This window comes from Erysipelothrix sp. HDW6A, from assembly GCF_011400295.1.
Taxonomy (GTDB): domain Bacteria; phylum Bacillota_I; class Bacilli_A; order Erysipelotrichales; family Erysipelotrichaceae; genus Erysipelothrix.
The window spans coordinates 1,291,678-1,314,810 of the sequence record NZ_CP049859.1; the positions used below are offsets into that span (position 1 = coordinate 1,291,678).

At 33.2% G+C, this 23,133-nt stretch carries 27 protein-coding genes and 1 tRNA gene; 8 read left to right on the plus strand and 20 right to left on the minus strand.

Features of this window, described 5'->3' with window-relative positions:
• Nucleotides 1–432 precede the first annotated feature (432 nt).
• The 6 genes from anmK to G7059_RS06600 form a co-directional block, all read right to left on the minus strand.
• A complete protein-coding gene (gene anmK, locus G7059_RS06580) occupies nt 433–1,593 on the minus strand; it encodes an anhydro-N-acetylmuramic acid kinase AnmK (protein ID WP_166081292.1) in 1,161 nt (386 codons plus the stop codon).
• The gene (murQ, locus tag G7059_RS06585) at nt 1,580–2,491 is read right to left on the minus strand and encodes an N-acetylmuramic acid 6-phosphate etherase (RefSeq protein WP_166081293.1); all 912 of its coding nucleotides are present in this window, start codon (nt 2,489–2,491) and stop codon (nt 1,580–1,582) included. Before murQ ends, anmK begins: the two co-directional genes overlap by 14 nt.
• Before the next feature lie 76 nt (nt 2,492–2,567).
• On the minus strand, nt 2,568–3,419 hold the full coding sequence (locus G7059_RS06590; RefSeq protein WP_166081294.1) for a MurR/RpiR family transcriptional regulator: 852 nt from the start codon (nt 3,417–3,419) through the stop codon (nt 2,568–2,570).
• 14 nt (nt 3,420–3,433) lie between these two features.
• Nucleotides 3,434–4,261 carry a hypothetical protein gene (locus G7059_RS06595; RefSeq protein ID WP_166081295.1) on the minus strand — a complete coding sequence of 276 codons (828 nt, stop codon included), beginning with the start codon at nt 4,259–4,261 and terminating at the stop codon, nt 3,434–3,436.
• Between the two features lie 35 nt (nt 4,262–4,296).
• On the minus strand, nt 4,297–4,575 hold the full coding sequence (locus G7059_RS10420; RefSeq protein ID WP_205700191.1) for a hypothetical protein: 279 nt from the start codon (nt 4,573–4,575) through the stop codon (nt 4,297–4,299).
• Between the two features lie 8 nt (nt 4,576–4,583).
• Nucleotides 4,584–6,176 (minus strand): ABC-F family ATP-binding cassette domain-containing protein, encoded by a 1,593-nt coding sequence (locus G7059_RS06600; RefSeq protein WP_166081297.1) that lies wholly within the window; start codon nt 6,174–6,176, stop codon nt 4,584–4,586.
• A gap of 92 nt (nt 6,177–6,268) precedes the next feature.
• Here G7059_RS06600 and G7059_RS06605 point away from each other — a divergent pair, with 92 nt between their 5' ends.
• On the plus strand, nt 6,269–7,378 hold the full coding sequence (locus G7059_RS06605; RefSeq protein WP_166081298.1) for a CinA family nicotinamide mononucleotide deamidase-related protein: 1,110 nt from the start codon (nt 6,269–6,271) through the stop codon (nt 7,376–7,378).
• On the opposite strand, the gene G7059_RS06610 is transcribed toward G7059_RS06605, so the two are convergent.
• The 3 genes from G7059_RS06610 to G7059_RS06620 form a co-directional block, all read right to left on the minus strand.
• Nucleotides 7,365–8,336, minus strand: a complete 972-nt coding sequence (locus tag G7059_RS06610) for a nucleoid-associated protein (RefSeq protein ID WP_166081299.1) — start codon at nt 8,334–8,336, stop codon at nt 7,365–7,367. The two genes, G7059_RS06605 and G7059_RS06610, sit on opposite strands and share 14 nt — an antisense overlap.
• An 80-nt stretch (nt 8,337–8,416) precedes the next feature.
• The gene (locus G7059_RS06615) at nt 8,417–9,028 is read right to left on the minus strand and encodes an NAD(P)H-dependent oxidoreductase (protein ID WP_166081300.1); all 612 of its coding nucleotides are present in this window, start codon (nt 9,026–9,028) and stop codon (nt 8,417–8,419) included.
• 49 nt (nt 9,029–9,077) lie between these two features.
• The gene (locus tag G7059_RS06620; protein WP_166081301.1) at nt 9,078–9,497 is read right to left on the minus strand and encodes a DUF2871 domain-containing protein; all 420 of its coding nucleotides are present in this window, start codon (nt 9,495–9,497) and stop codon (nt 9,078–9,080) included.
• Between the two features lie 124 nt (nt 9,498–9,621).
• Here G7059_RS06620 and G7059_RS06625 point away from each other — a divergent pair, with 124 nt between their 5' ends.
• Nucleotides 9,622–10,176 (plus strand): single-stranded DNA-binding protein, encoded by a 555-nt coding sequence (locus tag G7059_RS06625; protein WP_166081302.1) that lies wholly within the window; start codon nt 9,622–9,624, stop codon nt 10,174–10,176.
• A gap of 102 nt (nt 10,177–10,278) precedes the next feature.
• Nucleotides 10,279–10,416, plus strand: coding sequence for a helix-turn-helix transcriptional regulator (locus G7059_RS06630; RefSeq protein WP_166081303.1), 138 nt, complete (start codon nt 10,279–10,281; stop codon nt 10,414–10,416).
• A 759-nt stretch (nt 10,417–11,175) separates the two neighbouring features.
• Here G7059_RS06630 and G7059_RS06635 read toward each other — a convergent pair.
• The 6 genes from G7059_RS06635 to G7059_RS06660 all read right to left on the minus strand — a co-directional run bounded on the left by G7059_RS06635 (nt 11,176) and on the right by G7059_RS06660 (nt 16,275).
• Complete coding sequence (locus G7059_RS06635) at nt 11,176–11,358, minus strand: hypothetical protein (RefSeq protein ID WP_166081304.1); 183 nt, start codon at nt 11,356–11,358, stop codon at nt 11,176–11,178.
• Between the two features lie 72 nt (nt 11,359–11,430).
• Nucleotides 11,431–13,230: an LTA synthase family protein gene (locus tag G7059_RS06640; protein WP_166081306.1), complete on the minus strand. Its 1,800-nt coding sequence runs from the start codon at nt 13,228–13,230 to the stop codon at nt 11,431–11,433.
• 108 nt (nt 13,231–13,338) lie between these two features.
• A complete protein-coding gene (locus G7059_RS06645) occupies nt 13,339–13,878 on the minus strand; it encodes a TetR/AcrR family transcriptional regulator (RefSeq protein WP_166081307.1) in 540 nt (179 codons plus the stop codon).
• 26 nt (nt 13,879–13,904) lie between these two features.
• Entirely contained in the window at nt 13,905–14,918 is a 1,014-nt protein-coding gene (locus tag G7059_RS06650; protein WP_166081308.1) for an NAD(P)-dependent oxidoreductase, read from the minus strand.
• Nucleotides 14,919–15,159: 241 nt separating this feature from the next.
• Nucleotides 15,160–15,531 carry a hypothetical protein gene (locus G7059_RS06655; RefSeq protein ID WP_166081309.1) on the minus strand — a complete coding sequence of 124 codons (372 nt, stop codon included), beginning with the start codon at nt 15,529–15,531 and terminating at the stop codon, nt 15,160–15,162.
• A 63-nt stretch (nt 15,532–15,594) separates the two neighbouring features.
• Nucleotides 15,595–16,275 (minus strand): metallophosphoesterase, encoded by a 681-nt coding sequence (locus G7059_RS06660; RefSeq protein WP_166081310.1) that lies wholly within the window; start codon nt 16,273–16,275, stop codon nt 15,595–15,597.
• A gap of 151 nt (nt 16,276–16,426) precedes the next feature.
• Between G7059_RS06660 and G7059_RS06665 the strand changes: the two genes are divergently transcribed.
• The 3 genes from G7059_RS06665 to G7059_RS06675 all read left to right on the plus strand — a co-directional run bounded on the left by G7059_RS06665 (nt 16,427) and on the right by G7059_RS06675 (nt 18,530).
• Entirely contained in the window at nt 16,427–17,800 is a 1,374-nt protein-coding gene (locus G7059_RS06665) for a Y-family DNA polymerase (protein ID WP_166081311.1), read from the plus strand.
• Complete coding sequence (locus tag G7059_RS06670) at nt 17,781–18,152, plus strand: hypothetical protein (protein ID WP_166081312.1); 372 nt, start codon at nt 17,781–17,783, stop codon at nt 18,150–18,152. The genes G7059_RS06665 and G7059_RS06670 overlap by 20 nt, the downstream gene beginning before the upstream one ends.
• 129 nt (nt 18,153–18,281) lie before the next feature.
• A complete protein-coding gene (locus G7059_RS06675) occupies nt 18,282–18,530 on the plus strand; it encodes a hypothetical protein (RefSeq protein WP_166081313.1) in 249 nt (82 codons plus the stop codon).
• 126 nt (nt 18,531–18,656) lie between these two features.
• On the opposite strand, the gene G7059_RS06680 is transcribed toward G7059_RS06675, so the two are convergent.
• Together G7059_RS06680 and G7059_RS06685 are read right to left on the minus strand one after the other, a co-directional pair.
• Nucleotides 18,657–19,214 carry an ABC transporter substrate-binding protein gene (locus G7059_RS06680; RefSeq protein ID WP_166081314.1) on the minus strand — a complete coding sequence of 186 codons (558 nt, stop codon included), beginning with the start codon at nt 19,212–19,214 and terminating at the stop codon, nt 18,657–18,659.
• 193 nt (nt 19,215–19,407) lie between these two features.
• Nucleotides 19,408–19,908 carry a hypothetical protein gene (locus G7059_RS06685; RefSeq protein ID WP_166081315.1) on the minus strand — a complete coding sequence of 167 codons (501 nt, stop codon included), beginning with the start codon at nt 19,906–19,908 and terminating at the stop codon, nt 19,408–19,410.
• 554 nt (nt 19,909–20,462) lie between these two features.
• Between G7059_RS06685 and G7059_RS10680 the strand changes: the two genes are divergently transcribed.
• Nucleotides 20,463–20,663 carry a hypothetical protein gene (locus tag G7059_RS10680; protein ID WP_370519189.1) on the plus strand — a complete coding sequence of 67 codons (201 nt, stop codon included), beginning with the start codon at nt 20,463–20,465 and terminating at the stop codon, nt 20,661–20,663.
• Between the two features lie 255 nt (nt 20,664–20,918).
• On the opposite strand, the gene G7059_RS06690 is transcribed toward G7059_RS10680, so the two are convergent.
• The 3 genes from G7059_RS06690 to G7059_RS10545 form a co-directional block, all read right to left on the minus strand.
• A tRNA-Leu gene (locus G7059_RS06690) sits at nt 20,919–21,005 on the minus strand.
• A 96-nt stretch (nt 21,006–21,101) separates the two neighbouring features.
• Entirely contained in the window at nt 21,102–21,788 is a 687-nt protein-coding gene (locus G7059_RS10540; RefSeq protein ID WP_240920459.1) for a M20/M25/M40 family metallo-hydrolase, read from the minus strand.
• A gap of 71 nt (nt 21,789–21,859) precedes the next feature.
• The gene (locus tag G7059_RS10545; RefSeq protein ID WP_240920460.1) at nt 21,860–22,525 is read right to left on the minus strand and encodes a M20/M25/M40 family metallo-hydrolase; all 666 of its coding nucleotides are present in this window, start codon (nt 22,523–22,525) and stop codon (nt 21,860–21,862) included.
• Nucleotides 22,526–22,617: 92 nt separating this feature from the next.
• Here G7059_RS10545 and mscL point away from each other — a divergent pair, with 92 nt between their 5' ends.
• Entirely contained in the window at nt 22,618–23,025 is a 408-nt protein-coding gene (gene mscL / locus G7059_RS06700) for a large conductance mechanosensitive channel protein MscL (RefSeq protein ID WP_166081317.1), read from the plus strand.
• Nucleotides 23,026–23,133 lie beyond the last annotated feature (108 nt).

A 23,133-nucleotide genomic window follows, 5' to 3' on the forward strand; every position in this document is an offset into this window, starting at 1 on the left:
ATTTCCTTTCAATCAGAATATTTACTCATAATCATAATGTTTTTCTACTACACAATAATAGCACAATTTGGTACTTAAGTTAACTAGATAATGAGCATTCACAAATTATTCTATTATTCATTTTCATTATTAATCTACATTTATTATCCGTTCTTTCAGTTAATAATCATTCTAATAGATTTTAACATTGTTTGTTTCATATTTACAGCAATAATAAGACATTTCATCCCATTGAATCTAATTCACCGTCTGGTTACAGATAATCATCGATATTAAATATTATTCATTTATGACTAGAAATATTTCAGAAATGCACCTTTCATACTAATCGGTCCCTTATGTAAAATTGACAGCTCAGAGATTTAACTCACTTTACCAATTTACTATTAATAGTTTGTCAACAAATAAAAAAAGTAGTAAAGATACACTTTACTACTCTAATACCCAAGGATTTGGTGAAATTTGACCAAGAATCAAATGATGCTTAGCACCTGTAGCACTTGGTACATTACTACTTTGTCGATTTAATGTTTCATTACCTAAAATTGCGAATGCAATCGCTTCTTTTGCATCACTAGAGTGTCCTAATGATTCTTGAGTTAACACCGGTATTTCTGGAAGATATTCTTGTATTAAACTGACAAGAACCGGATTATAAGCTCCTCCACCACCCAGTACAACACGATCTACAGGCAAGTTTGGAATAATGAACTGCTTGTATGAATTTGATATTGTTAGCGCAGTAAAGTGAGTCAGTGTGGCGATTACATCATTTGCTGAGGCAGGATATATATCACAGATTTGCTTTACATATTCTTCTCCAAACATTTCTCTTCCAGTTGACTTTGGAGGTTGAATTTGAAGATAGTCATGTTTCAATAAGTTATTTAGTAGCTCTGGTATTAGCTTACCTTGCTTTGCGTAGTTTCCATCTTTATCATACGCTTCGTTGTAGTAATATGCAGTCGCAGCATTAATCATCATATTACCAGGTCCAGTATCAAAAGCTCTTACATCGTCGAGTGTTGAACCTTTAGGTATGACTGTAACGTTACCAATACCTCCAATGTTCTGTAATAAAGTGGTTTCTTCATTACTATGATATAGAAGGTATTCTGAATATGGCACTAAAGGAGCGCCATCCCCACCGTCAACCATGTCCATCATTCTAAAGTTAAAAACAACATCAGTTTTGAAACGATAGGCAAGTGTTGAAGGATCTCCAATTTGCAATGTTGATCGAACGAAAGAATTAAGTGGTTTAGGTTGGTGGTAGATTGTTTGTCCATGAGATGCAATAAAATCAACAGGTCGATCCCAGGATGAGTGATCCAATAGATGCTGTACTGCATCACACCACAACTCCCCGAGTTCAACATTCAAAGAAGTTATTGCATCAACTGATGAAGTCTCAGGAACACAATTCTCTAGAATGCGTTGCTTTAAATCATCACTTATTGAATAAGAGATGAAATCAAGAACTTCAACTTTAGTCTCTACTCCATAATTTTCAATCTCAACTAGAACTGCATCCACACCATCAAGAGAGGTACCGGACATTAATCCGATACCTATTTTTTTATTGGTTTTCATAAGCGTCAACTGCATCTGCTATACGGTCATCATTATTTGCAAGCAGTGTTTTAGCTTCTTCATAGTTTGAGTCTGTTTTAATCATAACAATCGCTGTTTTTACATGATTGTTACTCTTTTCTAATACATCTTCTGCAACATCATAAGCTACACCAGTTGCTCTAATTATGATTGTTTTAGCACGTTCAATTAATTTTTCGTTGCTTGTGCGTACGTCTACCATTAGGTTGCCATAAACTTTACCCATTTTAATCATTGTAGTTGTTGATAAAATGTTTAAAATCATTTTTGTAGCAGAACCTGATTTCATACGTGTTGATCCTGTAACAACTTCTTGACCAACAACTGCTTCAATTGGGTAATCCACTAATTTCCCTACTTCACTATCAGCAACACAAGCAATTGAAACTGTTTGTGCTCCCAGTGATTTTGCATAGTGGATACCACCAATACAGTAGGGTGTTCTACCTGATGATGCAATAGCACAGAGAATATCTTTTTCATTAAAGTTGATATTTTTTAGATCGTCAACAATCATTGTTGTACTATCTTCTGCATTTTCTACAGGATGACGCAATGCACGGTCACCACCTGCAATTAATCCTATAACCGCTTCCTCCCCTACACCATATGTAGGCAACACTTCTGAAGCATCTAAAACGCCGAGTCGGCCTGATGTTCCTGCACCAATATAAACTAAACGGCCTCCGTTATGGATAGTTTCATAAATTGCATCAACAGCATTTGCAATTTGCTCACTTGCTTCGGATACTGCATCAATAACAGCTTGATCTTCACGATTAATCAATTGAACCATTGATAATGTATCAAGACGATCAATGTTCATGGTGTTCACGTTTTGCTGTTCAGTACCAATTTTACTTATATCAACTTTCATATAAAAAATCCTCCCATTACAATCATTATAGATTGAATGAAATGAAATTTCAATTTAATAATGATTTATTTGAAATTTATTTCTTATTTATACTTGTAACGTTAGCGCGGGACTTAATAATATGACTTCTTGTGCTCTCAATGTTATGTCTTACAACACCCAAATAGATAATATCGGATACAACAAACATAGAAAAACGGGAAGATATTGAACCAAGTCGAAGTTGTTGTTCTTCTTTCGGGATATGAATAACGAAATCTGATACTTTCGCTAAGTTATTCTTCCCTACTTGGGTAATAGCAATTGTAGTTGCTTTTAAGTCACGAGCTATTTCTTGAGCTAAAACAATCTCTTTGGTCAAGCCCGAATACGAGAAGGAAATAACGACATCTTCTTCAGTAATGTTACTGAGTGACGATATAGCTAAGTGATAATCTGTAAAGTAATAGACTTCACGATCAACACGAACAAACTTTTGATATAAGTCTTCTGCAATTATTCCAGAGCCACCAATACCAAATATATAGATACGTCGAGCTTTATAAACTGTGTTGATTACTTGTTCCATAACTTCTGCGTCTAAAAGCTTATAAGTATTCTTAAAGGTAATATGATTGGTCATTTGGTTTTTAGCAATAATATCTTTTGCTGTATCAGTACTTTCAATAAGTTTATCAATAAAATCTTCACTTGTTGACTCATCACTACGGTCACGTGCAAGTTCTACTTTAAAATGAGTAAAGCCATCATACCCTAATTTCTTGGAAAATCTGATGACTGCAGCTGCAGAAGCATTAACAGCATCACCGAGTTCTAATGCGGAAAAAGTCAGAACTTTGTTCTTATTTGACATAATGTAGTCTGCAATCCTACGCTCAGTACCTGTCAAATGTTCCATATTTTCTTTAATTCTAAAAATACTACTCATAGTCGTTCTCCTTATTATTGTTCATTTAATGCACGATCAAATCTTATTAAAAATGGAGCATAGATAGCAAATGATAGAATAATCGTACCTACACTTAATAGTATACTATTTATTGCTAAGTTCGTTGATAGAAACGGAATAAAAATAAATGAAAAGATTTCCGGAATTACAAAAATTGGGATGGAGCTATAGTTAAAACTTATCGCAAAAAATGCAATACATGTAGATAATACTGTAACAATCGATACAGGTATCATGAAATACGTCTTATAAGGTATCAATACTTCATTAAGGATTAATGAGTTTTGATTAAAAATGGATTCCTTTAAAACATTTCTACGCATATTTTTTAATGTTGGATCTTTTGTAAATAAGCAAAGTGCTAGTGATAAACCTAGTGTATTTCCAAATCCACCAATACATAAATAAGACAATACTAACATCTCACTACCTACATAAACACTATTAGTACCTGTCAATAAAAGCATGACGTTCATAAAGAACATGTAAATCCAAACAGGCTTAATTATTGCAGTAATTTCAGAGAAAACTTCATTAAACTTAGCCCATATTAATATTAAGACAATAATTAATAGTGCCCAAAATGAAGCTAGGTATGAAATTATATATCGAATCTTAGATGTTAAGTCAATAATCACATTAGGAACACTAGCAAATATTAGGAATAATGCTGACGAAACAATGACAAACGCTACAAAATTACGGATATCATTCGAAATTTCCTTAGGTAAGTTACGTGTTCCATAGGTAAAGGAACGAAATCCTTGTAATAAATAGCAATTCCCTAAGGTTAATAGTGGAGCAATGAGTATCATTTCCATATAGTAGTTTTCTGTTAAAAGAAAAACAGATACTCCTATGATGATGATAGTAGAAAGTAAAGCAACACTTGTCTCCCTTTTAAAAGATTCAAGGCAAATATGTATGAAAACAAGATAGAAAATAAAGTAATGTATAGTTGAAAGAAATCGGTTAATACTTCTATAAGCGTAGCATCACTTAGAAAGTGATTGGTAACAAGTAAGCACATTAAAATTAGAATACTAACAATTCCATTGACTAGTCGAATTTCTTTAAAAGTATCCTTAAGTGCTTGAATTGCTTTATTAGTTTTTACCCAGGTAAGTATTGCCATGGTCAAACCTACCCCTTGTTACGTGTTTCCATGAACTCATCCATGGTTCCAAGATAATCTGTTATTGTTCCATCATTATTAAATACAATGACACGGTTGACAGTTGATGCAACGATTTGATAGTCATGTGATGTAATTAATAATGTTGATGGGAAACGAATAAGTGCATTGTTTAATGCAGTAATTGATTCCATATCCAAGTGGTTAGTAGGTTCATCTAATATTAGTACATTAGGTCCTTCTAACATAAGTTTTGATAGCATAACACGAACCTTTTCACCACCTGATAACACATTTAGATTCTTAAGTGCATCATCACCAGCAAATAGCATTCTTCCTAAGAAACTACGTACATAGGTTACATCTTTTTCATCAGAAAACTCCATTAACCAATCGGTAATGCTTGTTTTCAAATCCAGTTCATCAGCGAAGTTACTTGAAAAGACACCGTGTTCTACACTTGAACCCCAATGTACATCCCCTTCATAGTCATTGTTTTTCTCTGCTACAATATCAAAGAATGTCGAGACTACAAGTTCATTTTCGCACATAAACGCAACCTTCTCATCGTTTGCGATTGTTAGGTTAATTCCATTGTAAGTATATTCTTCATCGATTCCAAATGACAAATCAGAAATAGTTAATACCGATTGTCCTAAAGAACGCTTTGGTTTGAACTCTATAAATGGGTAACGACGTTTCGAAGGAACCATTTCTTCAATATTAATTTTTGCAAGTGCTTGTTTACGTGATGTAGCTTGCTTTGACTTTGAAGCATTAGCACTAAAACGATCAATAAATGCTTGTAATTCTTTAATTTTCTCTTCTTTTTTCTTATTTGCATCCTTCATTTGACGGATTAATAGTTGACTTGATTCATACCAGAAATCATAGTTCCCAGCAAATAATTGAATCTTTCCATAATCTATATCGGCAACTTGAGTACATGTCTTATTCAAAAAGTGACGGTCGTGAGAGACTAAAATTACTGTACTGTCTAAGTTAATAATAAACTCTTCTAACCATTGAATTGCTTCTAAATCCAAGTGGTTAGTAGGCTCATCTAATAATAGAATATCAGGTTCACCAAAAACAGCCTGTGCTAATAAGACTTTGACTTTATCACCTGTTGGAATATCAGACATCATCATGTCATGGTACATTTTATCGACACCAAGACCGTTAAGCAGCATCGCTACTTCAGTTTCCGCATTCCAGCCATCCATATCAGCAAACTGTTCTTCCAGTTCACCAGCACGAATCCCATCAGCATCACTAAAGTCTTCCTTTTGATAGATAGCATCCTTTTCAATCATAATATCGTATAATTTGCTATTGCCCATAATGACAGTATTCATCACTGAATACTCGTCATATGCAAAGTGATCTTGCTTTAAAAAAGAAAGTCTCTTGTTTTTCTCAACAACGATACTTCCACTAGTAGGTTCAAGTTCTTGGGATAATAGTTTTAAAAATGTAGACTTACCTGCCCCATTGGCGCCGATGACACCATAGCAGTTTCCTTCTGAAAATGTGATGGAGACATCTTCAAACAATGCCTTACCATCAAACATTAATGTTAAATTTTGAGTACGAATCACAGTATTTCTCCTTAATATCAATTAGGGCAATTATAACACATTGTTTCAATCATACAATGCTTGAGTTACAATAGTTCTATAGAGGTGATCATATGAATACTGAAATTATTAATGTAGGAACAGAATTATTACTTGGTGATATTCTAAATACAAACGTCCAAACACTTTCTAAAGTCCTTAAAGAGCTTGGAATCAATTGTTATTACCAAACTGTAGTTGGTGATAATGCAAAACGAATAGAAGCTGTCACAAGGCTTGCATTGTCGCGTAGTGACTGTATTATCTTTAATGGTGGTCTAGGACCAACATATGATGATATTACACGTGATATCATTGCTAAAGCTCTAGATGTCGAACTTGAATTCAATCAGGAGTCATTGCAACGTATCCAAAACTATTTTATGAATAGAAACCGACAAATGTCCGATAACAATCTCAGACAAGCAATGTATCCTAAAGGTTCCATCATTTTCGAGAACAGCGTTGGTACTGCCGATGGTTTTGCTGTAAGTCACAATGATAAGCTTGTAATAGCACTTCCCGGTCCACCACACGAAATGAATGCAATGGTGAATGAACACCTTATTCCCTATCTTAGTCAATTTTCTAAAGAAACACTTGTATCAGATACTATTTATCTTTGGGGAATTGGAGAATCTGATGCAGAGGCACAGGTGCATGATTTAATGTTATCTCAAGTGAATCCAACAATAGCACCGTATGCTGGGATTGATGGCGTATCAATACGAGTTACAAGTCTGGCTTCAGACAAAGAGACAGGACACAAACTCAATGAACCTTTCATCGATACACTCTCTGAACTTTTCTCAGACACTATGTATTCACTAAACATTCCTTCATTAGAAGAAACCCTAGTTATGCTTTTAAACAAACACTATAGTAATCTTCATGTTCATGATGAATTACTTCATGGGGAAATAAATTACCGTATGTCTCAAGTACTGGATAATGAAGTCCAAATCAGTGGCTCCATCAATACATATGAAAATGACATAAAAAATGATTGTGAGATCAAAATAACTGAAGAAGACAATCAAGTATGTATCTCTGTTTTCTACCATGGTCAAGTAAGAAAAAAAACACTTCCCAAGGAAGTGCTTAAAGTTACTCGTTCTAGAAGACAACGTCAACTTGCTAATGAAGCAATGATGATGCTTGTACAATTGATTAATCTTCAATGATCTTACCAATGTTTTTGAGTTGAATTGAGACTCTACCAGTTTCATCAGTACGAATGTCAATCATATCATCAACATTAACACTATCAAGAGGCAAGACTATTTCTATTCCAGACTCTGTCTTAATTCTTTGGCGTTTAACCATTGCCATTTTTGACATATCCTTAAGATTTAAGAATTCGGGAATACGATGATGCTCAAAGGAAGTATTAATCATTGATTGTTCATTATCATCCAGTTCTTCAAATACTTCTTTAATGATTTGTATTGATTCAATCTCATCATATATTTCTGCGTGATCTGTAACTAGATTGCGCATTTTTATTGTGTTGTTTAAAGGCTCTTCATCTCGAAGCGTAGAAATATGATGAACCATAGCATCTACTATCTTCAAAGCTTCTTTCGTAGTAGGACGAAGTTCACAGTCAAGATACTCTTCAATAAAATCTTGATGTTTTAAGTCACACTTCACCATTAATTCGCCACTGCTTAATGATAATGAATAAGCGTTACGTACACTTGAAAAAGTTGATGGCAGGATTGCTTGATTAAAGACAATTGTATTTTCAGTGTGAGTTTGGTTGTGAGTAATCTTCAGATACCCTTCTTTGTTTGGGACTTCAATCATCAACAAGTATGATGATTCTTCAGTGTCCATCTGTAAGATAACTAAGTTTAATGACTGATAATCACTACTATGAAGTATCATATCAAACCAGGTGCTTGCTATCTCCTTAGAAGTTTCTAGAAAATTAAATTGACTGTTTATTATGGAATATAATTTACTTTTTGCACCTAGTTCAGTCTTAGACGTGCCGGAGCTATTTAGTAGCCCCTTTGCAAGCTTTTCTAGATAGATTTCTACTGCCGGAGATTGGTTCAAATTAAGGGGTTGTTGTGATAGAATCATTGTTTTTAGATCACTATCAAGAGTATGGATTATTGCTTTCGTAAGATTCATAAAATCCTCCAATAAGTTTAACGAAAAACATTATATCATATAAAAGACCTGGTACATTATAAAAACGTACCGAAGTACGTTTAGTTTGCTTTACCTATTTTATCTATCTTTTGTTCCACATCAATTAGTATTGATTTCAACTCATCTTCATCAAGATATGGTACACGACCATAAACCATGTGATCAAGCACTTCGACACCGTTGCTGTTGAACATCCACTCTGATGTAACACTCTTAATACGTTCAGTTAGTTGTTTAGCCTCTGGAGTATCCTGTGGTTGTCCAGTAGTATGAACAAAGAGTGCCTTCTTACCTGAGAAGTTCTTTTGTGGTTCATCACTTTCAAAACTATATGCAAAACCATGTTGGAATACACGTTCGACATATCCTTTTAACATCGCTGGGAATCCATTCCACCAGATTGGATAAATATACATTAATAAATCGGCATCTAATATGTGTTGCATTTCAATTTGTACATCTTCAGGAAACGATTCATTCACTCTTACAAACTTATGGTTTTCGATATGAATAGCATCGTCACCTTCTAAAATAGGATTAAATTTCATTGAATAAAGATCACGAACTTCAACTGAATGTCCGTTCTTTTCAAATGTTTTGGTACTTGTATCGAGGATTGCACGATTCAAGCTTTCTTTTCTTGGATGACAATAGACAATTAATACTTTCATAATATCTCCTTTTTCTGGAGATATTGTATCATAATTATTATCTTAGAAACTAGTTTTCTTCTGGAATGCTTCTCTTAATTACAAGCATAAGCATTACAAATCCAACACCTAATATAATATGTCCAACTCCTGACATACCAGAAATTGCAGCGTTCAAACCTTTACTTAGTTCTGTGCCAAGAACTTGTAAAGTACCACGTGTAATTAACATTAGGATTGTTAGGTGTAAACCACCTTCATAAATCGCAAGTGAGCGTTTAAATTTTGAATCCTTATTTATCTCAAAGACCTTAACAAACAACAATACAATAAGCATCATTAAGAGTCCTAATACTAAGATATGTGTATGTAATACCCCAAGCTGTGTGAAGCCTTCAAAATTGTTGAATTTTGTAAACTCACGATAATATACCCCTGCACTCAAACCTAATATTAAATAGATGAATGCTTTATTAAAAATTTTCTTCATAAAATCCTCCTATACAAACGATTATAATATAAAATGAACATAGTTCAATAGATATGCAATAAACATACAGGAACACTATCAATTCTGATATATGTTATAATTTGAATATAAGGAGGTATTAAGTATGGGAATCCAAATATATAGTGCTACAGGGAAAATATCATCATTAAAATATGAGAGAACAAACAGCTATTCTCGTTTGTTCTTTGTATTAAATATTACAGAACATGTTAAGGATAAATCAGGAAAAAACATTGTTACTTCTGTACCTTGTGTCATGTGGGATAATACTGCTGATAACTTCAATAAGTTTTTAACCAACGGTGACGATGTAGATATTGTTGGAAAGATTCGTACTCTCTTTGACAAGAATACAAATGCTGCGAAGTGGCATGTTGAAGTGGCAGAGTTTAATGTCCACGATACACTTGGCGAACGTTTACTGAAAAATCTAGATTATAAAGATATCGGAAACTGGCGTAGTGTTTGGAATATGTACTTTAAAGACACACCACTATCAGATGAGCAACTAGAAACCATGACACCATATCTTAATAACCCTCAACTCGATCAAGAAGATATTCAAGCAATAATGGCAGAAATGCTACACTTAAACAAAAACACTCCTACTGACTTTGTGGAGATAGCACAATCATTTACAGAAAAAAGCATTGGGTAAAAAAAATGACACAATGTTAAGAATCGTAGCCTAATATATGATAGCAAAGGCATACTCCAGATAGATCCAATGCTATAATTATTTTAGAAGGAGGAGTCTATTATGCTATCAGATCAAATTAGTAAGTTTCGAAAAATGAGTGGTTTGTCACAAGAAGAATTAGGTTCTGTTCTCTCCGTCTCAAGACAGACTATTTCAAAATGGGAATCAGGTCAGTCAAGTCCTGATGTAGAATCCTAAAGAAAATGACAGATATATTTGAGGTTAATTACGATGAATTGTTGGATGGGTCAAGACCTTCCCCTTCGATACATATTGAGAATCTTCGAAAAAAAAAATATACGTTCATTTTTGCTACCGCTATGATGATACAAGCTACGGTATTACTATTAACTTATTTATTATTACGCACATCCAATTGGTATGTTGCATATTCTTTCCAACAAAATATGTTGACACAAGCTCCCGCTAACTCAACATGGTTTATATCAAAATTAAACTTGTTATCATTTATTGATTACGGTTTGCCGTTTATTATCGCCATATTCTATTCAATAAGTCTATTAGCATATATTAAACACTTCTTGAATAAGCGTTAATATTGACAATGTAAGCGTTTACTGATATTATTTAATTACAGATAGAAGAAGGTCATTAGATTTCATTCAATAATCTTCTATCTTACTCGAGGGAGATCCATCTAAGCGGTTTAAGCTCTGTATGGGTCTCTTTTTTATAGCAATTTCTTCTAGTCTATATTATTATTAAATTAGGAGATGATAAGTGTGAGACAAATGCAGAAAACCATATCCTTTTTATTACTAGTCGATATTTTGATAATTTTTATAAATATTGTAGGTGTTTATAACCCGTTTTTCGCAATCCTACAGTTATTATTATCGGTAACTATATTTATTCTTTTCATATATCTAACTCGACTTGAAGAAAAAGGTACAATTAAATAAAGGGTTCGCATCATAGATGTGAACCCTTTATTCATTAGGCCTCATCATCGTAGAGACCGAGATTTAATACAATAGCGATTACTTTAAGTACTACGACAATCCATCCTAAAGTAACTGTAACTGGATCAGAGCTTGTCAAGAAGAGCTGCTGTACAATGATAAAAATTATGACAAGCTCAATAAATTTTGAAGCATGTTTTCTATATTTTCTAATCATAAAATAACCTCTCCTTTATATTAATATTTTAACATAAACAGAAATATAATACATGAAAAAGATATCTATCTACTAGTCTTTGTTGACTCTCCAGTTTCTATTACCATAAACAAAATAATCATTATAAAACTTACTATTTCTAAATAGGCTATCTCTTACTGGCTCTACACCTAACTTTTCATAAAGTGTTTGTCTGCCAGAGAATAGATCAGTTCCTAACCCAAGTCTATCCCCTTCAATTTTGACTCCAATTGATGAAAGAATCGTTGGATACATATCCATTGCATAGAAATCACGAGAAAATAGATTGCCACTGTTCTTTACCTCATCAACAGGGTTTATTATCATATTAAAGACTGTACGTTCATAATCATCAATCCCTTGAAAATATTCAGTATCCATACTCAAATGATCACCGACAACAACAATCGTTGTATTATCATAAAACTCTTGGTTTTCTATCCAAGAAAGTAAATCTTCTAACATAGAGTCAGCACATGATATGGCGTTTGCGTAAGGCGAACTATAGTTAGCAGGACATGATGGATCTGTATACCCGTTTGGGAAGTGAGTATCTTGAGTTTCGATTACAAGATTAAACGGAGATTCATTAGATGCTAGATCTAACAATACATCCTTACTATACTCATAAAGTTTCTTGTCCTCTATTCCCATAAATACAAGATAGTCCTCTGGAATTAATCCTTTTCTTAAGAAATATCCATAGTCATTGATTTGGTGATTACCATGATGTCGGTAGTATGCTCCAATGCCAAATAAATGAGAGTGAGATCCTACATTAAATGCATTTTGATAACCTTCAGTCTCAAGCATCTCACCAACACTAATGATACCTGGAAGATATGTTAAATCTCCTTCGTGTTCAGAAACATCAATGGTTGTTTTATGTGGAACTCCTGACAACTGAGCTGTCATTCCAGCTATTGACCACATAGCTCCAGGAACTGATTTCATTCCACCTAAAGTATGCTCATTATGCGAGAAGCTGATTGCATTTCCAGATTTAATTCTCTTGGTCATATTGGGTAGAAGATTTTCTTCCTTCCAGCCACCGTTTTCCTTGTCAAAATAAGTAGCTTCAAACGACTCTGCAAAAATCACAATTAAATTACGTTTTTTCTCCGGAAAAGTAAGGATCGAATCATTAGCTTCAACATAATGTCTCTGAATAAATGTATCTTCATCTTTATAGTAATCAATCATCGCTCTAATATCCAAAGCTTTGAATGAGTAAGCACTCGCAGATATCAATATTACCAGTGGTAGTGTCATTCTAACAAGTTTAAGTAAATATCCTTCTCTTTTACGATATTCTTTATTTATTCCTATGAATAGTTTTGAAAAGTAGAAAAGATAGATTAAACAAGCAATCACGACTATGGGCATAAAGAAGATTCGGACCATATCAAGAAGGAAATGACTTGTATTTGTATCTAACTTAACACTGAGATTAAATAGAAGAATCTCAAAGTTAAATAGGCCATTACTCTTTGTTAACCAGTTGACATAGTTAAACATTAATACAGAACTTCCCAATAAAACTATTGTAGTAAGCCGAGCGACTCGTACAACCTTCCCCTTCTCATTAACTTTTTGTAAAAGGAAATAGACAAATGTAGAAACTAGCAATGAGGTTAAAATAGATACCCCGATAAATACTTTACTGTAATGATTTACTACAGCAACAACAATACCATTTCTCAAAAACATCGCACCGTTTAAGACTAAATTAGTTACAATGGTGGTACATGCACTTAAATCAAAAATATTGACTTTCTTACGTGTTAATAGCCAAACTAAGACTGAAGTAAAAACAGGAAATACTAAGACTATGGAAATTAATCGAATCATATTGAAACCTCACTTGTCATAAATAAAAAGTACTAGTTAAATACTAGCACTTTGTTTAGATAAACTCTATAAGTTTCTTGAATAAACTTTATTAATATATATAAATTATTACAATGAATTTCTATATAAGGTATTTTGAGATAGTTTAGTCATAATGTTTGTTAGATCCTTGACTGAAATATCAAAATCATTGCTTATCCATTTTAAAGTTAAAGCATTATTACCTCTTACAAGATACTCTATAATATATTCTCCGTGTTCTAGTTGACGATCACCGAAAATATCATTCAACAAAAGGTTTCTTGACAACTGCAAGAACTCATTGTTGAACCTACTCTCTTCACAAAAACCAAGAAGAGTTTTAAAAATCACTTTGTTCTCATAAATATAATTCAGTAAATGTTCGATATATGATGTAGAACTATCCTTTGAATTGAGATAGTTCTTTACATCATTAATGAGCGTATCTTCTATTTCATCTAACAAATCATAAACATCAGAATAATGTAGATAAAAAGTAGAACGATTAATTCCAGCCTCATTTGAAAGTTCTTGAATTGTGATTTTGGATATCTTCTTTCTTTGCAATAAGTCAATAAGAGCATTCGAAAGCAATTGCTTTGTCAGTCGTATTCGTTGATTGGTCATATAATGATCAACTCCTTAACTCTATTTTACTCTGCTTTCATTCCTATTGCACTTACTTTGTCATCAAGAATGTCTAAACAGAGTTGAATTGATTCTTTAATTGCTGCTTTGATATCATCTTCTTCAACACCAAGGAAATCACTTGCTAGAGATTTATCAATAAACATTTCGCTACATTGTAAGTCAGCAAATTTTTCCATATTGAGTCCAGGTTCTACGCCTTTTTCTAAATCATGCGCACGTCGTGCATCAAGTCCTTTATCAAACACTTCTTTTGATAAGTTAACAATCTTACGATCTTTCATCCCCATTGTTTCGTGTACAATTTCTAACATTTCGTTCCATGTAAGGTTATAGTAACCAATCGGGTATGCATTTCCACCCTTATTCTTTGTAAGTGCACCAAAGATTGCTTGAGCAACTTGTTTCACAGTAACCATTGCTGTTCCACCCTCAGGATAGTAAGTAACTTCTGGCATATTCATAATATTCTCTACTAAGAACATCCATACCGGCTTACGTCCTGGTTGTGTTCCAAAGATATAAGGCAATTCTACTACTGACACATCGAAGTCCTCATCTGCAAATGATAAAGCTACATCTTGTTGGTCTTGACGACTTCTAATGTATGGATGCCATTTAGCAAGTTCTTCATCTTTGCGTGCTCTATTTAGATATGTGAAGTATGATCCAAGAATAACAGAATGTTTAACACCTTCTTCTTTAGCAATACGTAACAATCTTTCTACTGGATCAATATTGTATTTCTTAAACATGTCATAAATAGGTGCTGGACCCTCAATTCGCTCATCGACTCCAGCAGCGAATACAAATCCCTCACAACCTTTAAAATAACTTCTTAAAGTATCATCACTCATTTCCATGTAGTTACCAAATTCAATTTTCATAGATTCAGGTAGTACTGAACCTGTTGGTAATGGTGGAAGTGCAATTGAAACAACTTCATGACCATTTTCGATCATTATTTTTGCTGCTTCACTTCCTAGTAATCCTGTACCACCAATCATAAATATTTTCATCTAAAACCCCTCCTGTTTATATACTCTATGGTATCAAGACTTACTTATTGAACCAATAATTGAAATTCGATTTAATGTTATTAGATAGACAGATACACATCTTCTGTCTAATTAAGAACGACTATTTTGTAAAAAAATATTGATACATGTGAATATTCTATGTTTCTGCTCAACAATTAGTATATATATCCTAAAATAACAGACTTAACTTAATGCAAAGAAAAAGCCCCTAAAGGCTTTTCTAGTTTAAACTATATTCTAAAGCATAGTTTCCTTGTTGATAATATATCGTATCGCCAACAAGTGCAAAGATACCTGAGAAATCTGTAACCATTAAAAGGTTTTTTAAGAAATATCTAAGTTTACTGACATTTGGTTTTTCCTTAATAAAATTCAACAAGAGACAATTCCTATCAAATTTGCAATAACACGGGTAATCCGCAATTGCTTCTTGGACATCTTCAAGCGATTCTGGTAAGTTCTCTTCAACAAACACCACTTCAACGCCTATTGAGTTCTTTTCATTTTGAATATCAGGATTGTAAGACACGCTAAAATTCTCTGCATCTATATTCATACATTTTACGAGCGATTCTATTTCATTCTCAAACATAATCTGTACCTCCTATCTCTATTATACGCCTTTTTTTCAAAAGTGATGGAATGTATGTACAAATTATTCAGTAAATACTACAATATTCTGATTGCTCCCGTCATCAATATTGATAACCTTATTATTTAATGTTTTGTGCATTGCGACAATTCCTTGTCCCATCTCTTTGAACTCTATTAATTGGGGATCAAGATAACAGTGAGGTGTGTGTCCTATTACACACATTTTATTCGTAGTATTTTCTGTATAAATCATATCACGATTCCAATAATCACTTTCTCGACTCGAATTAATCGAAGCATGTGTAAAAATGTATTTCGATGTTTCGTAATACATATCAAGTGTCTTTACAAACTCATGTAATTCTTCAAGCTTATCTATATCTAATGTATTACCTAAAAGGTCTCGAATTGTGGTGTCTCCCCCATTACGAATCCATAATTGAACGGTTCTAAGTTCTAGGAAGGACGAATAGTCTAAGTCAGGATGCTCAAGTACCTCATTAAACACATTTATTATCATACCTTCATGATTGCCAATAAGCGTAATCAATCTATCTTTTAAGATGCTACGAGTATCTAGAATCCAACGGTAGACTTCAGAATTATTATTGCCACGATCAAAATAGTCACCCAATAGAACGATTAAATGGTTTGGATTGTCGATATGAAATCCTTTATCCTCAAACATTTCAAGGTCAATACCTTTACCATGAATATCACTAATTACAAAGTATGTTTTCATATTGCAGTACCTCTTTTAAGTATTTTATCAGTTATCGTCAACTGAGTAAATATTGTCTGTACATTATTAAACTATAAAGTATCAAAGCATTGTATAAACGTCGTTATTTGTCCGATACTTGTTGTATAATACTCTTACAAGGAGAACAAACATGTACGAAAGCTCATTAATTTTTGATTATAGTAAAGAACCTTCTCGCGATGTGCTCTGCATTGATTGCAAGAGTTTTTATGCATCCTGTGAAGCGGTAGAACGCAATCTAAACCCTTTAACAGTCAAATTAGTAGTAATGAGCTATCCAAGTGATAATACCCAAGAAAGAGGCAGTGGGCTTATTCTAGCCTCTAGTCCTGAAGCAAAGAAAGCATACAACATCTCGAATGTTAGTCGTGCACGGGATTTGCCGTTTCCTTACCCTGATGATCTCATAATAGCACCACCACGTATGAATCTTTATATGAAGAAACACCGACAAATTAACGCTATATTTAGAACTTTTGTCGATGATCAAAATATATCAGTCTATTCTGTTGATGAAACGTTTCTAGATGTTACGGATTCTTTAGCTTATTTCGGATGTAATACTGCATTTGAACTTGCTCGACTTATTCAAATAAAAGTATTTGAAGAAACAGGTATATACACAACTATAGGAATTGGTGATAACCCTCTTCTTGCGAAACTAGCTCTTGACAATGAATCAAAACATAATAAGAATATGAAAGCAGAATGGCGATATGATGATGTACAAAATAAGCTTTGGAATATTCAAGACATTACTGACTTTTGGGGTATCGGTAGCAGAACAAAGAAACGTTTAAATGCGATGGGAATCTACACAATAAGAGATTTAGCACATACTAATTATTATAAGCTTAAAAAAGAAATGGGTGTTATTGGAGCTCAACTCTATGCCCATGCTTGGGGAATTGACAGAACATTTGTTGGCGAAACATATTTACCCAAGTCAAAGTCACTTGGTAATTCTCAAGTATTAAATAGAGACTATAAGAATAAAGATGAGCTTGAGATTGTAGTTAGGGAAATGGGAGATCAAGTTGCTACACGACTTCGTAAAGAAAATAAAAAAACAAGAAGTATTAGCTTATGGATTGGCTATTCTATGGGTTATATTGATACATACGGTAAGACAGGCTTTAGTAAACAAGTCACAATAGAAGCAACCAATAGCAGTAAGAGAATAAGCGATGCACTACTAGAGATATTTTATGAATATTACGATGTGCAAATTGTAAGAAATATAGGAGTAACTTGTTCTAAACTCGAGACCAGTGTACAAACACAGCTCAACTTATTCGAGACGATTGATGAAGTAGATAAAGACGATGATTTTAATGAAGTCATTGATAGTATAAGAAAAAAACACGGTTTTACTAAGCTTGTTTATGCAAGCAGCATGCTTAAAGGAGGAAGAGCGATAGAGCGTAGTTCCCTTGTTGGTGGTCACGCAGGTGGATTAAGTGGTATAGATGGAAAGGACGAAGATGATGAGAAAAAGAACTAAGAAAGAATTTACTGATTATAATGATTATCATGACCGGCCCTTTGGATTAAAATGGGGTACTGCTTTTGCTTTGGATGAACTAACACAATCTATCGCACAGAATAAGCATCTTGCAACTAAAGTTGTGAAGGAATTACCTCAACAATCACGTTTTGAAATTGATGAGCTCCTCCAACTAGCATTCTTAAAGTCGAAAACCATAAGTATTCAAATGAATGACAGAGATGAAAACGGAAACTTAATGGATAGTATTACAGGAAAGTTCGAAGGTCTTGCAGATGAGACCTATCTTTATATCGATACGATCGCTATTGAATGGGATTCTATCCGAAATGTAAGTATTATCCGATAATGGTTCGAGTCCGTCCTCGGGCACCGTTACTTGTAATAGTATAAAAAGTGAAACTACACATATTAGTTTATAGTCGAGTGAATTGGTATAATTTGATTATAACAAGCCTTAACGTAATTGGAGGTTCATATGAAAACACGTAAGAAGTATATCTTGCTACAGGTATTATCACTATTTATTCTTCTCTCTTTAGTTATTGTAAGAGGGTTTTTGACATACATTAATGGCTTAGATATAAATAGTTCTTTCCCTGACCTATTTGATACCATCTGGTTTATGTACAAGTACATAATTATCTTGGTTGATATAACAATCATAATAGATTTAATTGCAATCGTTATTAATTTTTTGTTATTACGAAAATCGATCCAAGATTAATAGAGGTACTAAGCTAAGACTGCTTAAGTAAAGGCATAAGAGTTTTCTTATTGTATAATATTTGATTTTTAGTAAGACATAATAATAAAAAAGATCTGGACGTGATTATCCAGATCTTTTTTGAACCTATCCTTTGAAGATCGTCATACATTCATCAATCATTGACTCAAAAGCATGGATCCCACCTTCTGTTAGATACCAATTACTTGGATCAACATAGATAATACGATTTTCCTTAAATGCTGGAGTATTCGTTACAAAGTCATTATTTAGTAACTCTTTCGCTAATGTTGCACCACCAGTAACTTGGGCACGGTCCATCACAATCATTACATCGGGTTGTAGAGAATTAATGAATTCAAACGTTACAGTTGCACCATGAGTTGATGTATCGAAGTTCGCATCCACTGACTTAAAACCAAATTCATTAAATACTACATCGTAACGACTCTTTGGTCCAAATGCTTTAACTTCATCTCCGTTAGCCATCGCAAAGAGTGTAGAGTAATTTGCAGAATTGACTTTAGTCTTTAATTCATTTAGTTTTACTTCCAATTCACTCATAATGTCAGAGAATTTATGTTTAGTATAGATAGCCTTTAAAACATCCACATTGCTTTTAATAGAAGCTAAATAACCTTCATCGCTTGAATCACGTCCTAAATAAGAAAATATTATTTTCAACTCTTTGGCTATCTATCTCCTTATTTGCGAAAATGTTAATTCCTGATGGAGTTAGAATCATAATTGTTAAGAAAAATGCTAACATTTTTTTCTTCATACTTTTTCCTCTCCTTATAATCTAAATTTAGCCTTTCTTCATTCAATAAGCAAGCTGGTCTTCTTCCTAGAGTATTCTACCCTCCTTCCTCAATCGTTATGTCTTGCTAAGAAACATAAACTCATCTTTTGAAAATTTATAAACATGATTTACTTTCTTTGTTTTACGATTTTTTTCTCCAACCATTTCAGCAATTGTATATTTTGCATTAACCTCTATAATATCATCACTTATCGTAACAAAAGATTCATTTTCGATTACAGACGCATGTCCGAACGTTATTTGAATGTTAATGATGTTTCTGTAGCTTTGCATTTCTAAATTATCGTCAAAAATTAGGTCAACTGTATGATGTACAGTATAACATTTTCCAACTTCTTCAAAATATACTGTATCACTATATTCCAGTATGTCTTCATAATCCGCAGTTCTATAAGGTTCCTGTTCAAAAAAAGTGATTTCATTAATCCTACAAGAATCTAAACCTGATCTTTTTTTTCTATCGGCTATCACATTGTTTAACATATTAGAACCAATGACTACTACGAGGCAAACAATAATGACACCCATTAATTCTTTTCTTTTTTTTGTTTTCAAACTAATGACAACACTAAAGCCAAACAATATAAAAATTAGTATATACAAAAGCAACATAATAACTTACAAATATGATGGGCACATCATATAACTCCTTTCTAATCGCTAAAAAGAACTCGATAGCATAGATTATAGTGCATTGAGTTGAATTTTCAGGCAGTTATAAATTGGCAACATCAAAGAAATAGCATTACAACGATAAATCAATACATCACTCAATTGTGAAATATGAAATCTAATGTCTATGTTTATATATTCGTATTACAATACTTTGCTTCAATCGGTCAATAGTTTATTAAAAAAGGATTGTGTAAAATTAGATAAGTTTTGTCAGATATTATTTTTCTCTCTCTTATAGTGTTTTTAGTACACCAGAAAGAACTTTAGTCTACTAGAACACAATGACAATGAAAGTTAATTTGTATCATATTTATTTCGAAAACTGTTAGTTAGAAATGAAATTAGCCAGTTATTTTCCCGACCTCATAATCTGTATATATTTCTTTAATTGAATCGGTTTTCCTTACTTTAAACAATAGAAATTCTATCAAAGAATATATTCTAGTGTAAACAAATTAGTAGAGGGTGTAGACCAATATATAGCTTACTATAATGAAAAACATCCTCACTCTTCAATTAATAATATGAAAATGCCAAAGAAAAGGGATAATATGATGATGTTAAGAAGATATCCAATAACCATTCGCAATTTAACTAGACTTCTATATTTACACGTCTTTTTGGATGTTTTCTAAATAGTATCCAAAGGCTAATTCAATTCAACTAATTTATTCTTCCATCTTGAAACTTAATTATCCGTTTACACAACTTTGCGTAGGATATTTCATGTGTTGCCATTCCACAAGGTGCTCTAGTCAAGTAAAGTAGCTATTATAGTATATAAAATCATTTGTATTTTCTCTTTTTAACTATATAATAAAATGCTTAAGAAATAACTTAAATATCAAAGAAAAAAACGTTCAATTAAGAACGTTTACATTTGTTGTCGATGGTGCCCGAGGACGGACTCGAACCGTCATGAGTTTTACCTCGCTGGATTTTGAGTCCAGTGCGTCTACCGATTTCACCACTCGGGCATTGCCTAATTATAATAATCTAATTCTTGTATTAAATCAATACATTCTTATTAAAAAGCTAAAGAAAACACACCTTCTTTCGAAGATGTGTCAACACTAGTAATTATTTAATGAAGCGAGTAATTCTACCATGAATTCGTAAGTGCGATCAAATGAAGCGATATCTAAACGCTCATCTGGGGTATGAATATCAAACATGATAGGTCCAAAGCTTACAATATCAAGGTTTGGTAACTTACCTTTCCAGATACCGAGCTCTAATCCACCGTGTGTTGCAACAGTATCCATATCTGTTCCACGAAGATTCTTATAAACTTCCATAGTTCTTTCTCTAAATTTAGATTGAGCATCATAATTCCATCCAGGGTAACGGGAAGAGAATTCAATAGAATAACCACTTTGTTCAGCAATCATCTGTACTTGACGCATAACATTCTCAATCACGAACTCTTGTGTAGCTCGAATAGAAACTGTAATTTCGATTTTATCATCAATAATATCCACAGTACCGATATTAGATGATGTAATTACAAGATCCTTAATTGCCTTACTTTTTTGAATAACACCATAAGGAAGCATAAATAGTGTATTTATAATTGCTTCTGTATCTTCGTCTGTGAGAACTTTATCTGTAATCCCTTCTTCAAGAATAAAGTTAAGTCCTGCATCTGAGAATTCATATTGAATTTTAAACTCTTTTTCGATATCCACAAACCACTCTTTAAATGATTCAACATCGTCAATAGCAATTGTAAAATCATGTTCACGTGTAATAGCGTTCATTTTTAATCCACCTTGTAATGTCACAAGATTGAAATCAAATATGTCATACGCTCTACGTAAGATAATACCTGCTATTTTAGAAGCATTACCTCTTTCTTGATCAATCTCACCACCCGAATGGCCCCTAGTAAACCACGTATCTGCACTGTTACTGTTTTTGATTGTTTTTCAATAAACTTAATATTGCGGTCTAGTTTAGCACGAACTCCACCACACGATGAAACATACGTTTCAACCTCACCCGATCCATCAAGTCCAATGCATAATTCTGATTTTAAATCTGAAGTGTCGAGTTCTGTTGCCCCAGTTAATCCAGTTTCTTCTTGCACTGTAAAGACGCATTCTAAGGCTGGGTGCTGAGCATCTTTGTCTGCTAGGATTGCCATCATATAAGCAACTCCTGCACCATCATCAGCTCCTAAAGTCGTTCCACGAGCATGTAGAAATCCATCCTCAATGAATAAATCCAATGGATCAGTGTCAAAGTTGTGTTCACTACCTTTATTGTTTTCTGCAACCATATCAGTATGTGATTGAAGCATCACGACAGGAGCATTTTCATATCCTTTGCTAGCATCTTTAAAAATTACGATATTATGAATTTCATCCGTACGATAACGCAGTCCTAACGATTTCGCAAACATCTCAAGATGTTTACATATTGCTTCTTCATTAAAAGAAGCACGTGGAATTGCACTTATCTCACGGAAATATTTCATTACTGTTGATTCACTCATACTATTCCTTCTTTCTAAACATACTAATAATATATCATAGAACTACACATTTCTATAAATATAAAGTAAACTATAAGTACGGGAGGATGAAGATGAAAAAATTTCTAAATGAGTTTAAAGAATTTGCACTTAAAGGCAATGCTTTAGAACTAGCGATTGGGGTTATTATCGGGGGAGCTTTTAACCAAATCGTTACATCATTAGTCAATGACATTATTATGCCTGTGTTTGGTTTAATCATTGGTAATGATATTGCGAAAAACGCAATTGAACTTGTTCCGGCTAAAGGAGATGCCAAAGCTGTTTTATTAAGCTGGGGTAGTTTCCTACAAAGTGTTATTAACTTCGTTATTATAGCTCTTACAATCTTCGTATTTATTAAAGTAATCAGTAGCTTTAATAAAAAACGTGTTGAAGAAGAAGTTGTTGAAGAAGTTGCAGCACCTAGTGAAGAAGTTGTACTATTACAAGATATCTTATCAGAACTTAAAAAGAAGTAGCCGAGCTACTTCTTTTCTTTTGAATTTTGTAATGTGTTCCAAGGACATAGTTTTGCTTCCAGGAAATCTAGAAAACCATAAACTAGATACCCAAAGATGCTTAACACA

Bases quoted from the DNA above. Each gene is read 5' to 3' on its own strand.
- anmK (WP_166081292.1), bottom strand. From the start codon at position 1,593: ATGAAAACCAATAAAAAAATAGGTATCGGATTAATGTCCGGTACCTCT.
- murQ (WP_166081293.1), bottom strand. From the start codon at position 2,491: ATGAAAGTTGATATAAGTAAAATTGGTACTGAACAGCAAAACGTGAAC.
- G7059_RS06590 (WP_166081294.1), bottom strand. From the start codon at position 3,419: ATGAGTAGTATTTTTAGAATTAAAGAAAATATGGAACATTTGACAGGT.
- G7059_RS06595 (WP_166081295.1), bottom strand. From the start codon at position 4,261: ATGGAAATGATACTCATTGCTCCACTATTAACCTTAGGGAATTGCTAT.
- G7059_RS10420 (WP_205700191.1), bottom strand. From the start codon at position 4,575: ATGGCAATACTTACCTGGGTAAAAACTAATAAAGCAATTCAAGCACTT.
- G7059_RS06605 (WP_166081298.1), top strand. From the start codon at position 6,269: ATGAATACTGAAATTATTAATGTAGGAACAGAATTATTACTTGGTGAT.
- G7059_RS06610 (WP_166081299.1), bottom strand. From the start codon at position 8,336: ATGAATCTTACGAAAGCAATAATCCATACTCTTGATAGTGATCTAAAA.
- G7059_RS06615 (WP_166081300.1), bottom strand. From the start codon at position 9,028: ATGAAAGTATTAATTGTCTATTGTCATCCAAGAAAAGAAAGCTTGAAT.
- G7059_RS06620 (WP_166081301.1), bottom strand. From the start codon at position 9,497: ATGAAGAAAATTTTTAATAAAGCATTCATCTATTTAATATTAGGTTTG.
- G7059_RS06625 (WP_166081302.1), top strand. From the start codon at position 9,622: ATGGGAATCCAAATATATAGTGCTACAGGGAAAATATCATCATTAAAA.
- G7059_RS06630 (WP_166081303.1), top strand. From the start codon at position 10,279: ATGCTATCAGATCAAATTAGTAAGTTTCGAAAAATGAGTGGTTTGTCA.
- G7059_RS06635 (WP_166081304.1), bottom strand. From the start codon at position 11,358: ATGATTAGAAAATATAGAAAACATGCTTCAAAATTTATTGAGCTTGTC.
- G7059_RS06640 (WP_166081306.1), bottom strand. From the start codon at position 13,230: ATGATTCGATTAATTTCCATAGTCTTAGTATTTCCTGTTTTTACTTCA.
- G7059_RS06645 (WP_166081307.1), bottom strand. From the start codon at position 13,878: ATGACCAATCAACGAATACGACTGACAAAGCAATTGCTTTCGAATGCT.
- G7059_RS06650 (WP_166081308.1), bottom strand. From the start codon at position 14,918: ATGAAAATATTTATGATTGGTGGTACAGGATTACTAGGAAGTGAAGCA.
- G7059_RS06655 (WP_166081309.1), bottom strand. From the start codon at position 15,531: ATGTTTGAGAATGAAATAGAATCGCTCGTAAAATGTATGAATATAGAT.
- G7059_RS06660 (WP_166081310.1), bottom strand. From the start codon at position 16,275: ATGAAAACATACTTTGTAATTAGTGATATTCATGGTAAAGGTATTGAC.
- G7059_RS06665 (WP_166081311.1), top strand. From the start codon at position 16,427: ATGTACGAAAGCTCATTAATTTTTGATTATAGTAAAGAACCTTCTCGC.
- G7059_RS06670 (WP_166081312.1), top strand. From the start codon at position 17,781: ATGATGAGAAAAAGAACTAAGAAAGAATTTACTGATTATAATGATTAT.
- G7059_RS06675 (WP_166081313.1), top strand. From the start codon at position 18,282: ATGAAAACACGTAAGAAGTATATCTTGCTACAGGTATTATCACTATTT.
- G7059_RS10540 (WP_240920459.1), bottom strand. From the start codon at position 21,788: ATGAACGCTATTACACGTGAACATGATTTTACAATTGCTATTGACGAT.
- G7059_RS10545 (WP_240920460.1), bottom strand. From the start codon at position 22,525: ATGAGTGAATCAACAGTAATGAAATATTTCCGTGAGATAAGTGCAATT.
- mscL (WP_166081317.1), top strand. From the start codon at position 22,618: ATGAAAAAATTTCTAAATGAGTTTAAAGAATTTGCACTTAAAGGCAAT.